Raw genomic sequence first — 16,539 nt, forward strand, 5'->3', positions numbered from 1 at the left:
TGGGTTGCGCGATGAATACCCCAACCATGACGACGAAAGGCGAACAGGCCAAAAGCCAGCTTATCGCCGCTGCGCTGGCGCAGTTTGGCGAATACGGCCTCCATGCCACCACGCGCGACATTGCCGCCCAGGCCGGACAAAATATCGCCGCCATCACTTACTATTTTGGCTCCAAAGAGGATTTATACCTCGCCTGCGCCCAGTGGATAGCCGATTTCATCGGCGCCCAGTTTCGCCCTCATGCCGAGGAAGCGGAACGACTGTTCGCCCAGCCGCAGCCCGATCGCGCCGCAATGCGCGAGCTGATCCTGCGCGCCTGCAAAAATATGATCATGCTGTTAACCCAGGACGACACGGTCAACCTGAGCAAATTTATTTCGCGCGAGCAGCTCTCCCCGACGGCGGCTTATCAACGGGTACACGATCAGGTTCTCAACCCCCTTCACACGCATCTGACGCGCCTGATTGCGGGGTATACCGGCCGCGATCCGGGAGATACGCAAACCATTCTCCACACGCACGCGCTGCTGGGCGAAGTGCTGGCCTTCCGCCTGGGAAAAGAAACCATTTTGCTGCGTACCGGCTGGTCAACGTTTGATGAAGAGAAAACAGAACAGATTTACCAGACGATCACCTGTCATATCGATCTCATTCTGCAAGGCTTAACGCAAAGGAGTCAGGAGCAATGAAAAAACCTGTCGTTATCGCACTGGCTGTCGCGGCGCTGGCCGCCGTGCTTGCCGGTGGTACATGGTGGTATCAGAGTCGGCAGGATAACGGGCTGACGCTCTACGGCAATGTGGATATTCGCACCGTCAATATGAGTTTTCGCGTCGGAGGCCGGCTGGCTTCGCTGGCCGTTGACGAAGGCGACGCCATTACGTCCGGGCAGGTATTGGGCGTGCTGGGTAAAGCCCCGTACGAGAACGCGTTGATGCAGGCTAAAGCAGGCGTCTCCGTCGCCCAGGCGCAGTATGATCTGATGCTCGCGGGGTATCGCGATGAAGAGATAGCCCAGGCCGCTGCCGCCGTGAAACAGGCGCAGGCCGCATTTGACTATGCGCAGAACTTTTATCAGCGCCAGCAGGGATTGTGGAAAAGCCGCACGATTTCCGCCAACGACCTGGAAAACGCTCGCTCATCCCGCGATCAGGCGCAGGCGCAGCTGAAATCCGCACAGGACAAATTGAGCCAGTACCGTACCGGTAACCGCCAGCAGGATATCGCCCAGGCAAAAGCCAGCCTCGAACAGGCGCAGGCGCAGCTGGCGCAATCAGAACTCGATTTACAGGATACAACGCTGATCGCCCCCTCTGACGGTACGCTGTTAACCCGCGCGGTAGAGCCCGGCAGTATGCTCAACGCAGGCAGCACCGTGCTGACGCTGTCGCTGACTCGTCCGGTATGGGTTCGCGCCTACGTGGATGAACGCAACCTCAGCCAGGCGCAGCTCGGCCGCGAAATTTTACTCTACACCGATGGCCGCCCTGACAAGCCTTACCACGGCAAAATCGGCTTCGTATCGCCGACCGCTGAATTCACCCCGAAAACCGTTGAAACGCCGGATCTGCGCACAGACCTGGTCTATCGACTGCGCATTGTGGTGACTGACGCGGACGATGCGCTGCGCCAGGGAATGCCGGTGACGCTGACGTTCAGCGACGAGGCGCGGCATGAATGACGCCGTCATTACGTTAAACGGCCTGGTGAAGCGCTTCGCCGGAATGGAAAAACCGGCGGTCGCCCCGCTCGACTGTACTATCCACGCCGGTTATGTCACGGGTCTGGTCGGGCCGGATGGCGCAGGCAAAACCACGCTGATGCGGATGCTGGCAGGGCTGCTCAAGCCCGATAGCGGCAGCGCGTCGGTGATCGGGTTCGATCCGATCAAAAACGACAGTGAATTGCATGCGGTACTCGGTTACATGCCGCAAAAATTTGGTCTGTATGAAGATCTGACCGTGATGGAGAATCTCAATCTCTATGCGGACTTACGCAGCGTAACGGGCGAAGAACGGCAAAAAACGTTTGCCCGCCTGCTGGAATTTACCGCCCTCGGCCCCTTCACCAAACGGCTGGCAGGCAAGCTCTCGGGCGGGATGAAACAAAAACTCGGGCTGGCCTGTACGCTGGTCGGCGAGCCGAAAGTGCTGCTGCTTGACGAACCGGGCGTCGGCGTTGACCCCATCTCCCGTCGCGAGCTGTGGCAAATGGTGCATGAACTGGCGGGTGACGGCATGCTTATCCTGTGGAGTACGTCATACCTGGACGAAGCCGAACAGTGTCGCGACGTGCTGCTGATGAACGAAGGAGAGCTGCTGTATCAGGGCGAACCGACTAAGCTGACGCAGACCATGGCAGGACGCAGTTTCTTAATGAGCAGCCCGCAGGAGAATAACCGCAAGCTCCTGCAACGCGCGTTGAAACTGCCGCAGGTCAGCGACGGCATGATTCAGGGGAAATCGGTACGGCTGATCCTGAAAAAAGAGGCTACCGCAGAGGATATCCGCCGGGCCGAAGGGATGCCGGAGATAACGATTAACGACACCACGCCGCGCTTTGAAGATGCCTTTATCGACCTGCTTGGCGGCGCGGGTACGTCGGAATCTCCGCTCGGCGCGATCCTGCATACCGTTGACGGCACGCCGGGTGAGACGGTCATTGAGGCCAAAGAACTGACCAAAAAATTCGGCGACTTCGCCGCCACCGACCACGTTAACTTCGCCGTTGAGCGCGGAGAAATCTTCGGTCTGCTCGGCCCCAACGGCGCGGGGAAATCCACCACGTTCAAGATGATGTGCGGTTTGCTGGTGCCAACTTCCGGCAAAGCGCTGGTGCTGGATATGGATTTGAAAGTCAGCTCCGGCAAGGCGCGCCAGCATTTAGGGTATATGGCGCAAAAATTTTCCCTGTACGGCAACCTGACGGTAGAGCAAAACCTGCGCTTTTTCTCCGGGGTTTATGGCCTGCGAGGCCGGGCGCAAAACGAAAAAATCACCCGCATGAGCGAAGCCTTCGGCCTGAAAAGCATCGCCTCTCATGCGACGGATGCGCTGCCGCTCGGTTTTAAACAGCGTCTGGCGCTGGCCTGTTCGCTGATGCATGAGCCCGACATTCTGTTTCTCGACGAACCCACCTCCGGCGTCGATCCCCTCACCCGCCGTGAGTTCTGGCTGCACATCAACAGCATGGTAGAAAAAGGGGTCACGGTGATGGTCACCACCCACTTTATGGACGAAGCGGAATACTGCGACCGTATCGGGCTGGTTTATCGCGGCAAGCTGATCGCCAGCGGGACGCCGGACGATCTGAAAGCACAGGCGGCAGACGACGACACGCCGGACCCGACGATGGAGCAGGCCTTCATCACGCTCATTCACGACTGGGATAAGGAGCATACTCATGAGTAACGCCCTGCTCTCCTGGCGGCGCGTACGCGCGCTGTGCGTGAAAGAGACGCGTCAGATTATCCGCGATCCCAGTAGCTGGCTGATCGCCGTGGTGATCCCGCTGCTGTTGCTGTTTATTTTTGGCTACGGGATTAACCTCGACTCCAGCAAGCTGCGGGTCGGCATTCTGCTCGAACAACAGAGCGAGGAGGCGCTGGATTTCACCCACGCCATGACCGGTTCGCCGTATATCGACGCCACCATCAGCGATAGCCGCCATGAGCTTATTGAGAAAATGCAGGCCGGGCGCATTCGCGGGCTGGTGGTGATCCCGGTCGATTTTGCGCAAAAGATGGCGCGAGAGAATGACACCGCGCCGATACAGGTTATCACCGACGGCAGCGAACCGAACACCGCCAACTTCGTGCAGGGTTACGTGGAGGGGGTCTGGCAGATCTGGCAAATGCAGCGGGCTGAAGATCGTGGGGAGGAATTTGAACCGCTGATCGACGTGCAGACCCGCTACTGGTTTAACCCGGCGGCCATCAGCCAGCACTTTATCATTCCCGGCGCAGTCACCATTATCATGACGGTGATTGGCGCCATTCTCACTTCGCTGGTGGTTGCGCGCGAGTGGGAACGCGGAACGATGGAGGCCCTGCTCTCGACCGAGGTGACGCGCGCAGAGTTGCTGCTGTGCAAACTGATCCCCTACTACTTCCTCGGTATGCTGGCGATGCTGCTGTGTATGCTGGTGTCGGTGTTTATTCTTGGCGTGCCCTGGCGCGGCTCGCTGGTGATTCTGTTTCTTATCACCAGCCTGTTTCTGCTCAGTACGCTGGGAATGGGATTGCTGATTTCCACCATTACCCGTAACCAGTTTAACGCCGCGCAGGTCGCGCTGAACGCCGCTTTTTTACCGTCGATTATGCTGTCAGGCTTTATTTTCCAGATAGACAGTATGCCTGCCGTCATCCGCGCGGTGACTTACATTATTCCGGCGCGCTATTTCGTCAGCACCCTGCAAAGCCTGTTTCTGGCGGGGAACATCCCCATTGTGTTGATCGTTAATACGTTATTTTTAATCGCTTCGGCAGCCATGTTTATCGGCCTGACGTGGATGAAGACCAAACGCCGGTTGGATTAGGTTTTCTGCCTGATGGCGCTTCGCTTATCAGGCCTACGACCACATATTTTGTAGGCCGAATAAGGCATTTACGCCGCCATCCGGCAAAGACGTTAAGTTTGTAGGCCGGATAAGGCATTTACGCCGCCATCCGGCAAAGACATTAAGTTTGTAGGCCGGATAAGGCGTTTACGCCGCCATCCGGCGAAGACGTTAAGTTTGTAGGCCGAATAAGGCATTTACGCCGCCATCCGGCGAAGACGTTAAGTTTGTAGGCCGAATAAGGCGTTTACGCCGCAATCCGACAAAGACATTAAATTTGTAGGCCGGATAAGGCATTTACGCCGCCATCCGGCAAAGACGTTAAGTTTGTAGGCCGGATAAGGCGCCGCCGTCATCCGGCATGGCATGCATAAGGGAGAGAAACATGTTTCATCGCCTGTGGACATTAATCCGCAAAGAGCTGCAATCGCTGTTACGCGAGCCGCAGACCCGCGCGATCCTGATCTTACCGGTGCTGATCCAGGTGCTGCTGTTTCCCTTTGCCGCCACGCTGGAAGTGACCAATGCCACCATTGCCATTTATAACGAAGATAATGGCAAACATGCCGTCGAGCTGACGCAACGGTTCGCGCGCGCCAAAGCGTTTACCCATATCCTGCTGCTGAAAAGCCCGCAGGAAATCCAGCCGACGATCGACACGCAAAAAGCGCTGCTGCTGGTGCGCTTTCCGGCCGATTTTTCCCGTCACCTGGATAACCTCCAGCCCGCGCCGCTACAGCTCATTCTTGATGGCCGTAACTCCAACAGCGCGCAAATCGCCGCCAATTATCTCCAGCAGATCGTCAAGGATTATCAGCAGGAGCTGATAGAGGGCAAACCCAAGCCCAACAACAGTGAGCTGGTGGTGCGCAACTGGTACAACCCGAATCTGGACTATAAGTGGTTTGTGGTGCCGTCCCTGATCGCCATGATCACCACGATAGGCGTCATGATCGTCACCTCGCTTTCCGTTGCCCGCGAGCGTGAACAGGGTACGCTGGATCAACTGCTGGTTTCCCCTCTCACCACCTGGCAAATTTTCATCGGCAAAGCGGTACCCGCGCTGATTGTCGCCACTTTTCAGGCCACGATCGTACTGGCTATTGGCATCTGGGCGTACCACATCCCCTTTGCCGGTTCGCTGGCGCTGTTCTACTTCACAATGGTGATTTACGGGCTGTCGCTGGTTGGATTTGGCTTGTTAATCTCGTCGCTCTGCTCCACCCAACAGCAGGCCTTCATCGGCGTATTCGTCTTTATGATGCCTGCTATCCTGCTATCAGGATATGTTTCTCCGGTCGAGAACATGCCGGTATGGCTACAAAATCTGACGTGGATAAACCCTATCCGCCATTTTACGGACATCACCAAGCAGATTTATTTGAAAGATGCGAGTCTGAAGATCGTCTGGGGGAGTTTGTGGCCGCTACTGGTGATCACGGCCACAACGGGGTCAGCGGCGTATGCGATGTTTAGACGCAAAGTGATGTAGCTTTTTCTCCTTCGCCAGCAGCGAAACCACAGCAGGCCCGGCAAGGATCGCCAGCCCAGCCAGCGCCAGCAGCAGGTTGTTGTGCAGTACGCGGGACAGCAGCCACAGGGCAATCATCGCGGCGCCGAAATACCAGGTGGTCGTCAGCTCTTCCAGCACATCCGCAACGTCGCGCCAGCGCTGTTCGTGGTGGCGTTGTAACGCCAGCATCAGCAGCACCGTCACGCCATAAAGCACGCATAATCCCAGGCCGACGCGGACTAAAGCGCCGCTCATCCAGCCCATTACCAGCAGCGCCACTACCAGTAAATGCAACATTATCTGCCAGCAACTAAGACCCGTTGCGACACGAACACGTTGTTGCCACCTCATGGCTTTTTCTCCTGAAGGATTTTTATCTAATTATTCAGAGTACCGAACTTTACGGAAAATTCCGTAAGACCGCATCTTTTTGTGACGACGACTACACTATTTCAATCAGGATAGTGACGCGGACAGGAAGAAAATGATCCAACAAACGCGAAATTTTTCATTCAAAGTGCTCACAATTAACACGCATAAGGGTTTTACCGCCTTTAATAAGCGCTTTATTCTGCCGGAGCTGCGCGACGCCGTCAGAACCGTCAGCGCGGATATTGTCTGCCTACAGGAAGTGATGGGCGCGCATGAAGTTCATCCGCTGCACGTCGAGAACTGGCCTGATACCACCCATTACGAATTTCTTGCCGACACCATGTGGAGCGATTTCGCCTATGGTCGTAATGCCGTCTACCCGGAAGGGCATCACGGCAACGCGGTGCTGTCGCGCTATCCGATTGAACACTATGAAAATCGCGATGTCTCCGTCGGCGGCAGTGAAAAACGCGGCGTGCTGTATTGCCGTATTGTTCCGCCGATGCTGGCTCAGCCAATTCATGTGATGTGCGTGCATCTCGGCTTACGGGAAGGCCACCGCCAGGCACAGCTGGATATGCTGGTTGAATGGGTTAACGCCCTTCCCGAATCCGAACCCGTGGTGGTCGCCGGGGATTTCAACGACTGGCGGCAGAAAGCCAACTATCCGTTAAAAGCGTCTGCGGGGCTGGAGGAGATCTTCACCCGCGCGCATGGCCGCCCGGCGCGCACCTTTCCGGTCAGGCTGCCGATACTGCGACTCGATCGTATATACGTCAAGAATGCCAATGCCAGCTCTCCTGCGGCGTTGCCGTTGCGTAACTGGCGACATTTATCTGACCATGCCCCTCTTAGCGCGGAGATACATCTATGAAATGTGGATGGCGTGAAGGCAATCAGATTCAGCTACTGGAAAACGGCGACCAGTTCTATCCCGCCGTGTTTGACGCTATCGCGCAGGCACAGCAGAGGATCATCCTGGAAACCTTCATCTGGTTTGAAGATGACGTAGGTAAGCAGCTACACGCGGCGCTGCTTAAAGCGGCCAGACGCGGCGTAAAAGCGGAAGTGCTGTTAGACGGCTACGGCTCACCCGACCTCAGCGAGGCGTTCGTCGGGGAGCTGACCGCAGCGGGGATAATCTTCCGCTATTACGATCCGCGTCCTCCCCTGTTCGGCATGCGCACCAACCTCTTTCGCCGTATGCACCGTAAAATCGTGGTTATTGACGATCGGGTTGCGTTTGTCGGCGGGCTGAATTACTCCGCAGAACATATGTCCGATTACGGCCCGGAAGCCAAACAGGATTACGCCGTTCGCGTCGAAGGGCCGGTCGTGGAGGATATTTTGCAGTTTGAGCTGGAAAACCTGCCGGGGCAAAGCGCCGCGCGCCGCTGGTGGCGACGCCATCATCGCGCCGAAGAAAACCGGAAACCCGGCGAAGCGCAGGTGCTGTTTATCTGGCGCGATAATGATGAACATCGCAACGATATTGAACGTCACTATCTGAAGATGCTTACGCAGGCGAAACGTGAAGTGATCATCGCCAATGCCTATTTCTTTCCCGGCTATCGCCTGCTGCATGCCATGCGCAAAGCCGCCCGACGCGGCGTGCGGGTAAAACTGGTAATCCAGGGGGAACCCGATATGCCCATCGTCAAAGTCGGCGCGCGTCTGCTGTACAACTATCTGGTGAAAGGCGGCGTCCATGTCTATGAATATCGCCGTCGCCCGCTGCACGGCAAAGTGGCGTTGATGGACGATCACTGGGCGACCGTCGGCTCCAGCAACCTCGATCCGCTCAGTCTGTCGCTTAACCTTGAAGCAAACGTCATTATTCATGACCGCACGTTTAACCAGACGCTGCGCGACAACCTGAACGCCATTATCGCCAATGATTGCAAGCAGGTGGACGAGTCTATGCTACCGAAGCGCACCTGGTGGAATCTGAGCAAAAGCGTGCTGGCGTTCCACTTCCTGCGCCACTTCCCGGCGCTGGTCGGTTGGCTGCCGGCGCACACGCCGCATCTGGCGCAGGTTGAACCGCCCGCCCAACCGACGATGGAAACGCAGGATCGGGTCGAAGCGGAAAACACGGGGGTGAAGCCCTGATGTCAACATCACACCCGCGATGGCGGCTGGCGAAAAAGATCCTCACCTGGCTGTTTTTTATCGCGGTGATTGTCCTGCTGGTCATTTATGCCGGAAAGGTCAACTGGGAAGATGTCTGGACGGTGATCCGGGATTACAACCGGATTGCGCTGTTGAGCGCGGTTGGGCTGGTGATTGTCAGCTACCTTCTTTACGGTTGCTACGATCTGCTGGGACGTTTTTACTGCGGCCACAAGCTGGCGAAGCGGCAGGTCATGCTGGTGTCGTTTATCTGTTACGCCTTCAATCTGACGTTAAGCACCTGGGTCGGCGGAATCGGTATGCGCTACCGTCTGTACTCCCGCCTCGGCTTACCGGGGAGCACCATCACGCGTATTTTTTCGCTGAGCATTACCACCAACTGGCTGGGATATATTCTGCTGGGCGGAATTATTTTTACCTTCGGCGTCGTGCAACTCCCGGCCCACTGGTATATCGATGAAAATACGCTGCGCATTCTCGGTATTGTGTTGTTGCTGGTGATAGCCGTCTACCTGTGGTTTTGCGCCTTTGCGAAACGGCGTCATATCACGATTAAAGGCCAAAAGCTGATGCTTCCGTCATGGAAATTCGCCCTCGCGCAGATGGGGATTTCCAGCGCTAACTGGATGGTGATGGGCGCCATTATCTGGCTGCTGATGGGGCAAGACGTTAATTATTTCTTTGTACTTGGCGTGCTGCTGGTGAGCAGTATTGCCGGAGTGATCGTGCATATCCCGGCCGGGATCGGCGTTCTGGAGGCCGTGTTTATGGCGCTGCTGGCGGGTGAGCATACGTCGCAAGGCACCATTATCGCCGCCCTGCTCGCCTGGCGTGTGCTTTATTATTTTATTCCGCTATTGCTGGCGTTGATTTGCTATCTGCTGCTGGAAAGTCGGGCAAAGAAGCTGCGGGCGAAAAACGAGAAAGCCTTAGCGAAGTGACGGGTTATTTGCTGCTTATCAGGTGTATTACCGGCCTAACCTGTAGGCCGGATACAGCGTTCACGCCAATTAACGGCGATTACCGAAAATACGCAGCAGCATCAGGAACAGGTTGATGAAGTCCAGATACAGCGTTAACGCGCCGAGAATCGCGTATTTCCGCAGCGTCGAGCTGTCACGAACATCAATCTGCTCGCCAATGTTTTTCAGCTTCTGCGTGTCATAGGCGGTCAGGCCAACAAAGACAACCACCCCGATATAGGTCACCGCCCACATCAACGCTTCGCTTTTGAGCCAGAAGTTGACCAACGATGCCAGAATGATGCCGATCAGCGCCATAAACAGCATACTGCCCCAGCCGCTGAGATCGCGTTTCGTGGTGTAGCCATACAGGCTCATCACGCCAAACATCCCGCCGGTCACGACAAACGTGCTGGCGATAGACGAATAGGTATAAACGATAAAAATGCTCGACAGCGTCAGGCCCGTCAGCGCCGAATAGAGCATAAACAGCGTGGTCGCCATCCCGGCGCTAAGTTTTTGCACCATTGCCGACAGCGCAATAACCAGCGCAAGCTGGGCGATAATCAAGCCAAAGAAGGTGATTTTGCTGGAAAAGACAAACATCATCACCGCAGGCGTATTCGCCGCATACCAGGCGATAAATGCGGTCAGCAGCAGCCCAACCGTCATCCAGCCATATACCTGCGCCATATACGTTTGCAGGCCGGAACGGGTCTGTACGATAGAATCGGATCGTGGGAATCGGTCCATGATGATCTCCTGATTAAAAGTGATACCCCTGAATAAGGGTATCACATTCTGCTACCAGCGTTTTGCCGCCTGCCGATCGCTATCGCGCGCTTCCACCCAGCGGTCGCCTTCCGGCGTCGCTTCACGCTTCCAGAACGGCGCGCGGGTTTTCAGATAATCCATAATGAATTGCCCGGCCTCGAACGCGCTGCTGCGGTGCGCGCTGGTTACGCCGACAAAGACAATCTCATCGCCCGGCCACAGTTCACCAATGCGATGGATCACCGTCACGCGCCCCAGCGGCCAGCGCGAGCGCGCCTCGTCCACGATATCCGCCAGCGCTTTTTCCGTCATCCCCGGGTAATGTTCCAGCGTCAGCGCTTTAACGCTGTCGCCCAGATTATGATTGCGGACTTTACCGGTAAAGGTCACAACCGCGCCATCTTCATCACGCTCCGCCAGCCAGGGGTACACCTCCCCGACGCTGAACGGCGCATGGCCAACGATCACTCGCGTTTCAGCCATCTCAGCCTCCTGTCACCGGTGGGAAAAAGGCCACTTCATCACCCGCCGTCAGCGGATGTTCAAAACTGACCAGCGTCTGATTGACGGCGGCCAGCAGCTTGCCGTCTTCCAGCGCCAGCGCCCAGCGATCGCTTTGCGCCGCCAGATGCTGACGCAGCGCTTCTACGGTTGGGAAATCGGCGGCGACCTCTAACGCATCCGTTCCCACCAGTTCACGCACCTGAGCGAAAAACAGAACCTTAATCATGCGCATCCACCTTAAAATCGCCAGATTTACCGCCGCTTTTCGCCAGCAAGCGCACCGGGCCAATCACCATATCTTTTTGCACCGCTTTGCACATGTCGTAGATCGTCAATGCTGCCACGGAAGCGGCAGTCAGCGCTTCCATCTCCACGCCGGTTTTCCCCGTCAGGCGGCACAGCGATTCAATGCGTACCCGGTTGTGTTCAGGCTCCGCCTGCAATTGCACTTCGACCTTACTCAACAACAGCGGATGGCACAGCGGGATCAGCTCCCAGGTACGTTTAGCCGCCTGAATACCGGCGATACGCGCGGTCGCGAAAACATCGCCCTTATGGTGACTGCCGTCGATAATCATCGCCAGCGTTTCACTGCGCATCGTCACAAACGCTTCGGCGCGCGCCTCACGTACGGTTTCCGCTTTGGCGGAGACGTCCACCATGTGCGCTTCGCCAGCGGCATTAATATGGGTCAGTTGCGACATACTTATTTCTTCAAATGTGGGTGGAAGTTACACGGGCGTGTGCGAGCATCAAGCTGCGGCGCGATGATGTTGTCCCAGGCGGTGCGGCACGCTTTTGTGGAGCCCGGCATCGCAAAAATCAGCGTCTTGTTGGCAACGCCGGCCACCGCGCGCGATTGCAGGGTCGATGTGCCAATCTCTTCAAACGACAACATGCGGAACACTTCGCCAAACCCTTCGACTTCGCGATCAAAGAGCGGCAGTAACGCTTCCGGCGCCTGATCGCCATCGGTCAGCCCGGTGCCGCCGGTGATGAGCACCACCTGAACGTCATCGCTGGCGATCCACGCGGAAACCTGCGCGCGAATGGCGTAGCGGCTCTCTTTAACGATGGCTTTGTCCACAACCTGATGCCCTGCTTCCAGCGCGGCGTCGCGCAGAAAATGACCGGAAGTGTCGTCTTCTTCGCCGCGACGACTGGAAACCGTAAGAATAGCAATGCGGGTAGGGATAAACTCAGCGCTTACCTGACTCATAAAAACTCCTTGTCCGTTAAGGCGTTAACCGCCTATGTACGATAGATTTTGCGTAATACCGGTATTGTTCTGGTGCAGGAAGTGGGTCTGCTTTTTCTCCAGCAGCGCGGCTGAAATGCGTTCTTCCAGCGCATGTTGCTGTGCATCGTCTTCCAGCAGGTCGCGCAGGCTTACGCCGCCTTCGCCAAACAGGCAAAGATGGAGTTTACCGACCGAGGAAACGCGCAGACGGTTGCAGGTGGCGCAGAAATCTTTTTCATACGGCATGATGAGACCGATTTCACCGGCATAGTCAGGATGACAAAAAACCTGCGCCGGGCCGTCGCTGCGCTGGCGCAGCTGATGAATCCAACCGCGACGCAGCAGTTCATCACGCAGCACCTGTCCAGAAATATGGTGTTTACGAAAGAGTTCGCTCCCCTCTCCCGTCTCCATCAGTTCAATGAAGCGCAGTTGAATAGGGCGTGCCTGAATCCAGGCGAGAAAGGTGTCCAGTTGATGATGGTTCACATCGCGCATCAACACGGTGTTCACTTTGACCTTTGCGAAACCGGCGTCAAACGCGGCGTCAATGCCCGCCATCACCTGCTGGAATTTATCCTGCCCGGTAATGGCGTGAAACTGACGGGCGTCAAGGCTATCGACGCTGACGTTGATGCCCGTCAGACCCGCGTCGCGCCAGTTCGCCGCATCACGCGCCAGACGATACCCATTAGTGGTCACCGCAATCTGGCGAATCGCGTCGTTTTCACGCACGGCGGCAATGATGTCGGTAAAGTCGCGACGCAGCGACGGTTCACCGCCGGTAAGGCGCACTTTTTCGGTGCCCAGACTGGCAAACGCGCGCGTCACACGGCGAATTTCATCGACGGTCAGAAAGCCGTTATTAGTAACACCGCCAGGCTTGTAGCCATCCGGCAGGCAGTATGTGCAACGAAAGTTACACACATCAGTAATCGACAGACGTAAGTAATAAAACTTACGTGCGAAAGCATCGGTAAGTTGTGAGGCCATGTACACCTTTCCAAATACGGGAGGCGGAGTCATTTCTTCCTGCGCCCTGGTGGCAAACTCTTTCGAGGCTTGTCACGGCCAAAACACCATATCAATTTGACACAGGCGTAGAGGCTAGAGTGTCTTTTTAAGCATCGCTTAAAAAGGTGGTTATGCCGATACTAGCGTGTAAATAGCATTTTTGCCATTCCCACTTTACGCTATATAATCATGTATATAGCGTCATGATCGTGCTATTTCGCTACAGAATAAGCAAAAATCACACTTTTGCATTGATATACATCAGTTAGCCATCAGGCTAACCCTATCCGAAAGAGGTAGAGGGGATGGATTTATTTTCCATCGTTGTTCGTTGGCTAATTGCTGAAAAGGCGCTATTTGCGCTACTGTAGCGCAGTACCTCTGATATTAGGAATTTGTATGCGCAATCGTACGCTGGCAGACCTGGATCGTGTTGTCGCTCTCGGCGGAGGGCATGGATTAGGACGCGTTCTCTCTTCACTCTCTTCATTAGGCTCACGCCTGACCGGTATTGTCACCACTACCGATAACGGGGGTTCCACAGGCCGTATTCGCCGCTCTGAAGGGGGCATCGCCTGGGGCGATATGCGCAACTGTCTGAACCAGTTAATTACCGAACCCAGCGTCGCGTCGGCGATGTTTGAGTATCGTTTTGGCGGTAATGGTGAACTTTCCGGCCATAACCTCGGAAATCTGATGTTAAAGGCGCTGGATCACCTGAGCGTGCGGCCTCTCGAAGCGATAAATTTAATTCGCAACTTATTGAAGGTGGATGCGCATTTAATCCCTATGTCGGAGCTGCCGGTAGACCTGATGGCCATCGACGATCAGGGGCATGAAGTATACGGCGAGGTGAATATCGATCAACTGGCGACCCCGCCGCAGGAGCTGATGCTGTCACCGAAAGTCCCCACTACCCGGGAAGCGGTGCAGGCCATTAGCGAAGCCGATTTGATTCTGATTGGCCCCGGAAGTTTCTACACCAGTTTGATGCCGATTCTGCTGCTTGATGAGCTGGCGCAGGCGCTGCGCCGTACTCCGGCACCGATGGTCTATATCGGTAATCTGGGGCGCGAATTGAGTCTGCCCGCCGCCAGCTTAACGCTTGTCGACAAACTGGCGATTATGGAGCAATACGTCGGGAAACAGGTTATCGACGCCATTGTGGTTGGCCCGAAAGTGGATGCCTCGGCGGTGACGGGCCGGATTGTGATTCAGGAAGTGCTGGAAGCCAGCGATATTCCGTATCGCCATGACCGACAGCTGCTGCATAACGCGCTGGAGAAAGCGATACAGGCGTTGGGGTAAACGTATTCAGATTTGCCCGGTGGCGCTTCGCTTACCGGGCCTACACACAACAGGCGGCACAACCGTAGGCCGGATAAGACGCTTTACGTCGCCATCCGGCATCGTCAGGACGCCGCGATAAACAGCTCACGTAGCTGATGCAACTGGTCGCGGATCTCTGCGGCTTCTTCAAACTCCAGGTTTTGCGCATGCTGCATCATCTGGCCTTCCAGCTCATGAATTTTCTGCTGCAACGCTTTCGGCGTCATATCCATCTCAACCACACCCGATTTCGCCGCTGCGCGGGACTTCCCTTTGCCCTTCGCTTTGGTTTTCGCGATGTTCTGACCCAACGCCAGAATATCGACCACTTTCTTATTCAGCCCCTGCGGAACGATACCGTGCTCTTCGTTGTATAACTGCTGTTTCTCGCGACGACGTTCGGTTTCGCCTATCGCTTTCGCCATCGACGGGGTGATCTTATCGCCATAGAGGATCGCCTTCCCGTTGACGTTACGCGCCGCACGGCCAATGGTCTGAATCAGCGAACGCTCTGAACGCAGGAACCCTTCTTTGTCTGCGTCCAGAATCGCCACCAGCGAGACCTCAGGCATGTCCAGCCCTTCTCGCAACAGGTTGATCCCCACCAGCACGTCAAACTCGCCCAGACGCAAATCACGAATGATTTCCATACGTTCAACGGTATCGATGTCCGAGTGCAGGTAACGTACACGCTCGCCGTGTTCTTCGAGATATTCGGTAAGATCTTCCGCCATTCGCTTGGTCAGCGTCGTCACCAGCACACGTTCGTTAATCGCCGCCCGCAGGCGGATCTCAGAGAGCAGATCATCAACCTGCGTCGCCACCGGCCGAACTTCAATGATCGGGTCCAGCAGCCCGGTGGGACGCACCACCTGATCCACCACCTCGCCGCCGGATTTCTCCAGCTCATAGTTGCCCGGCGTGGCGGAAACGTAGATGGTTTGCGGGGCCAGCGCTTCAAACTCTTCAAATTTTAGCGGACGGTTATCCAGCGCCGACGGCAGACGGAAACCGTACTCCACCAGCGTCTCTTTGCGCGCCCTGTCCCCACGAAACATCCCGCCGATTTGCGGAATCGTGACGTGAGATTCATCCACGACTAACAGGCCATCGGCTGGCAGATAATCAAACAGCGTCGGCGGCGGCTCGCCAGGCCCGCGCCCGGAAAGGTAGCGGGAGTAGTTTTCAATCCCCGAGCAATATCCCAGTTCGTTCATCATTTCCAGATCGAACTGCGTACGCTGGGTTAAGCGCTGTTCTTCCAGCAGCTTATTGTTTTCCAGCATGATCCTGCGTCTGTCCACCAGTTCGTCTTTGATCTCCTCCATCGCCTGTACGATGCGCTCGCGCGGCGTAACGTAGTGCGTTTTCGGGTAGATGGTGTAGCGCTGGATAGTCGATTCAACCTGCCCGGTCAGCGGGTCAAACAGCGACAGACGTTCAACCTCTTCGTCAAACAGCTCAACCCGCAGCGCAATATCGTCAGACTCCGCCGGGAAGATGTCGATGACCTCGCCGCGTACGCGGAAAGTGCCGCGCTGGAAGGCCTGATCGTTGCGGGTATATTGCAACTCCGCCAGACGGCGCAGGATAGCGCGCTGATCGATGATCATCCCCACCGTCAGGTGCAGCATCATCTTCAGGTATAAATCGGGATCGCCCAGACCGTAGATAGCGGAAACCGAAGCCACGACCACAACGTCCCGCCGCTCAAGCAGTGCCTTGGTCGCCGACAGTCGCATCTGTTCTATGTGTTCGTTCACCGACGCATCTTTTTCGATAAAGGTGTCGGAGCTGGGCACATACGCCTCTGGCTGATAGTAGTCATAGTAAGAGACGAAATATTCCACCGCGTTGTCAGGGAAGAACTCTTTCATTTCGCCGTATAACTGGGCCGCCAGCGTTTTATTGGGCGCAAGCACCATCGTCGGGCGCTGTAAATCGGCAATCACATTGGCGATGGTGAACGTTTTCCCTGACCCCGTTACGCCCAACAGCGTCTGGTGCGCCAGACCATCTTCAAGACCTTCCTCCAGACGACGTATCGCCTCCGGCTGATCGCCTGAAGGTTTAAAAGCGGAATTCAGTTTGAACGGTTTACTCATGGGCAGCTACCTGAAGGAATGGGCGGGCAGGACACT

The 16,539-nt window shown here is 56.0% G+C and carries 17 protein-coding genes and 1 riboswitch; of the genes, 9 read left to right on the forward strand and 8 right to left on the reverse strand.

Annotated features, from left to right (window positions below; all coding sequences use genetic code 11):
• Positions 1-11: 11 nt before the first annotated feature.
• The 5 genes from cecR (at position 12) to OGY62_RS06820 (ending at position 6,049) form a co-directional block, all read left to right on the forward strand.
• Complete coding sequence (cecR, locus tag OGY62_RS06800) at positions 12-689, forward strand: transcriptional regulator CecR (protein ID WP_071259642.1); 678 nt, start codon at positions 12-14, stop codon at positions 687-689.
• Positions 686-1,681 (forward strand): secretion protein HlyD, encoded by a 996-nt coding sequence (hlyD, locus tag OGY62_RS06805; protein WP_286459411.1) that lies wholly within the window; start codon positions 686-688, stop codon positions 1,679-1,681. Before cecR ends, hlyD begins: the two co-directional genes overlap by 4 nt.
• Entirely contained in the window at positions 1,674-3,410 is a 1,737-nt protein-coding gene (locus OGY62_RS06810) for an ATP-binding cassette domain-containing protein (RefSeq protein ID WP_012133182.1), read from the forward strand. Before hlyD ends, OGY62_RS06810 begins: the two co-directional genes overlap by 8 nt.
• A complete protein-coding gene (locus OGY62_RS06815; RefSeq protein ID WP_012133183.1) occupies positions 3,403-4,536 on the forward strand; it encodes an ABC transporter permease in 1,134 nt (377 codons plus the stop codon). Before OGY62_RS06810 ends, OGY62_RS06815 begins: the two co-directional genes overlap by 8 nt.
• A gap of 406 nt (positions 4,537-4,942) precedes the next feature.
• Positions 4,943-6,049: an ABC transporter permease gene (locus OGY62_RS06820; protein ID WP_012133184.1), complete on the forward strand. Its 1,107-nt coding sequence runs from the start codon at positions 4,943-4,945 to the stop codon at positions 6,047-6,049.
• Here OGY62_RS06820 and OGY62_RS06825 read toward each other — a convergent pair.
• Positions 6,011-6,421: a YbhQ family protein gene (locus OGY62_RS06825; protein WP_024130510.1), complete on the reverse strand. Its 411-nt coding sequence runs from the start codon at positions 6,419-6,421 to the stop codon at positions 6,011-6,013. The genes OGY62_RS06820 and OGY62_RS06825 overlap by 39 nt on opposite strands.
• Positions 6,422-6,554: 133 nt before the next feature.
• On the opposite strand from OGY62_RS06825, the gene OGY62_RS06830 reads away from it, so the two are divergent.
• The 3 genes from OGY62_RS06830 to OGY62_RS06840 are packed head-to-tail and all read left to right on the forward strand — an operon-like array spanning position 6,555 to position 9,516.
• Positions 6,555-7,316, forward strand: a complete 762-nt coding sequence (locus tag OGY62_RS06830; RefSeq protein WP_012133186.1) for an endonuclease/exonuclease/phosphatase family protein — start codon at positions 6,555-6,557, stop codon at positions 7,314-7,316.
• A complete protein-coding gene (clsB, locus tag OGY62_RS06835) occupies positions 7,313-8,554 on the forward strand; it encodes a cardiolipin synthase ClsB (RefSeq protein ID WP_012133187.1) in 1,242 nt (413 codons plus the stop codon). The genes OGY62_RS06830 and clsB overlap by 4 nt, the downstream gene beginning before the upstream one ends.
• On the forward strand, positions 8,554-9,516 hold the full coding sequence (locus OGY62_RS06840) for a lysylphosphatidylglycerol synthase domain-containing protein (RefSeq protein WP_047457979.1): 963 nt from the start codon (positions 8,554-8,556) through the stop codon (positions 9,514-9,516). The genes clsB and OGY62_RS06840 overlap by 1 nt, the downstream gene beginning before the upstream one ends.
• A 69-nt stretch (positions 9,517-9,585) precedes the next feature.
• Here OGY62_RS06840 and OGY62_RS06845 read toward each other — a convergent pair whose 3' ends face one another.
• From OGY62_RS06845 to moaA, 6 genes are all read right to left on the reverse strand, one after another.
• Positions 9,586-10,290: a Bax inhibitor-1/YccA family protein gene (locus OGY62_RS06845; RefSeq protein ID WP_115181814.1), complete on the reverse strand. Its 705-nt coding sequence runs from the start codon at positions 10,288-10,290 to the stop codon at positions 9,586-9,588.
• Between the two features lie 51 nt (positions 10,291-10,341).
• A complete protein-coding gene (gene moaE, locus OGY62_RS06850; RefSeq protein WP_286459414.1) occupies positions 10,342-10,794 on the reverse strand; it encodes a molybdopterin synthase catalytic subunit MoaE in 453 nt (150 codons plus the stop codon).
• A 1-nt stretch (position 10,795) separates the two neighbouring features.
• Positions 10,796-11,041 carry a molybdopterin synthase sulfur carrier subunit gene (gene moaD, locus OGY62_RS06855; RefSeq protein ID WP_012133191.1) on the reverse strand — a complete coding sequence of 82 codons (246 nt, stop codon included), beginning with the start codon at positions 11,039-11,041 and terminating at the stop codon, positions 10,796-10,798.
• Positions 11,034-11,519 carry a cyclic pyranopterin monophosphate synthase MoaC gene (gene moaC / locus OGY62_RS06860; protein WP_012133192.1) on the reverse strand — a complete coding sequence of 162 codons (486 nt, stop codon included), beginning with the start codon at positions 11,517-11,519 and terminating at the stop codon, positions 11,034-11,036. The genes moaD and moaC overlap by 8 nt, the downstream gene beginning before the upstream one ends.
• 2 nt (positions 11,520-11,521) lie before the next feature.
• Positions 11,522-12,034, reverse strand: a complete 513-nt coding sequence (moaB, locus tag OGY62_RS06865; protein WP_115609468.1) for a molybdenum cofactor biosynthesis protein B — start codon at positions 12,032-12,034, stop codon at positions 11,522-11,524.
• A 24-nt stretch (positions 12,035-12,058) separates the two neighbouring features.
• Positions 12,059-13,048: a GTP 3',8-cyclase MoaA gene (moaA, locus tag OGY62_RS06870; protein ID WP_024130512.1), complete on the reverse strand. Its 990-nt coding sequence runs from the start codon at positions 13,046-13,048 to the stop codon at positions 12,059-12,061.
• Positions 13,036-13,182: riboswitch (molybdenum cofactor riboswitch) on the reverse strand. It overlaps the preceding gene by 13 nt.
• Before the next feature lie 286 nt (positions 13,183-13,468).
• Here moaA and yvcK point away from each other — a divergent pair.
• Positions 13,469-14,377, forward strand: a complete 909-nt coding sequence (yvcK, locus tag OGY62_RS06875; protein ID WP_024130513.1) for a uridine diphosphate-N-acetylglucosamine-binding protein YvcK — start codon at positions 13,469-13,471, stop codon at positions 14,375-14,377.
• A 104-nt stretch (positions 14,378-14,481) separates the two neighbouring features.
• Here yvcK and uvrB read toward each other — a convergent pair whose 3' ends face one another.
• A complete protein-coding gene (gene uvrB, locus OGY62_RS06880; protein ID WP_047457991.1) occupies positions 14,482-16,503 on the reverse strand; it encodes an excinuclease ABC subunit UvrB in 2,022 nt (673 codons plus the stop codon).
• Between the last annotated feature and the right edge of the window lie 36 nt (positions 16,504-16,539).

Origin of the sequence: Citrobacter sp. CK198, assembly GCF_030333295.1 — a bacterium.
GTDB lineage: Bacteria > Pseudomonadota > Gammaproteobacteria > Enterobacterales > Enterobacteriaceae > Citrobacter_B > Citrobacter_B koseri.

Coding starts and splice junctions, on each gene's coding strand:
- moaC (WP_012133192.1), bottom strand. CDS start 11,519: ATGTCGCAACTGACCCATATTAATGCCGCTGGCGAAGCGCACATGGTG.
- OGY62_RS06825 (WP_024130510.1), bottom strand. CDS start 6,421: ATGAGGTGGCAACAACGTGTTCGTGTCGCAACGGGTCTTAGTTGCTGG.
- hlyD (WP_286459411.1), top strand. CDS start 686: ATGAAAAAACCTGTCGTTATCGCACTGGCTGTCGCGGCGCTGGCCGCC.
- OGY62_RS06830 (WP_012133186.1), top strand. CDS start 6,555: ATGATCCAACAAACGCGAAATTTTTCATTCAAAGTGCTCACAATTAAC.
- OGY62_RS06810 (WP_012133182.1), top strand. CDS start 1,674: ATGAATGACGCCGTCATTACGTTAAACGGCCTGGTGAAGCGCTTCGCC.
- OGY62_RS06815 (WP_012133183.1), top strand. CDS start 3,403: ATGAGTAACGCCCTGCTCTCCTGGCGGCGCGTACGCGCGCTGTGCGTG.
- OGY62_RS06820 (WP_012133184.1), top strand. CDS start 4,943: ATGTTTCATCGCCTGTGGACATTAATCCGCAAAGAGCTGCAATCGCTG.
- yvcK (WP_024130513.1), top strand. CDS start 13,469: ATGCGCAATCGTACGCTGGCAGACCTGGATCGTGTTGTCGCTCTCGGC.
- moaE (WP_286459414.1), bottom strand. CDS start 10,794: ATGGCTGAAACGCGAGTGATCGTTGGCCATGCGCCGTTCAGCGTCGGG.
- uvrB (WP_047457991.1), bottom strand. CDS start 16,503: ATGAGTAAACCGTTCAAACTGAATTCCGCTTTTAAACCTTCAGGCGAT.
- OGY62_RS06845 (WP_115181814.1), bottom strand. CDS start 10,290: ATGGACCGATTCCCACGATCCGATTCTATCGTACAGACCCGTTCCGGC.
- moaD (WP_012133191.1), bottom strand. CDS start 11,041: ATGATTAAGGTTCTGTTTTTCGCTCAGGTGCGTGAACTGGTGGGAACG.
- moaA (WP_024130512.1), bottom strand. CDS start 13,048: ATGGCCTCACAACTTACCGATGCTTTCGCACGTAAGTTTTATTACTTA.
- cecR (WP_071259642.1), top strand. CDS start 12: ATGAATACCCCAACCATGACGACGAAAGGCGAACAGGCCAAAAGCCAG.
- moaB (WP_115609468.1), bottom strand. CDS start 12,034: ATGAGTCAGGTAAGCGCTGAGTTTATCCCTACCCGCATTGCTATTCTT.
- OGY62_RS06840 (WP_047457979.1), top strand. CDS start 8,554: ATGTCAACATCACACCCGCGATGGCGGCTGGCGAAAAAGATCCTCACC.
- clsB (WP_012133187.1), top strand. CDS start 7,313: ATGAAATGTGGATGGCGTGAAGGCAATCAGATTCAGCTACTGGAAAAC.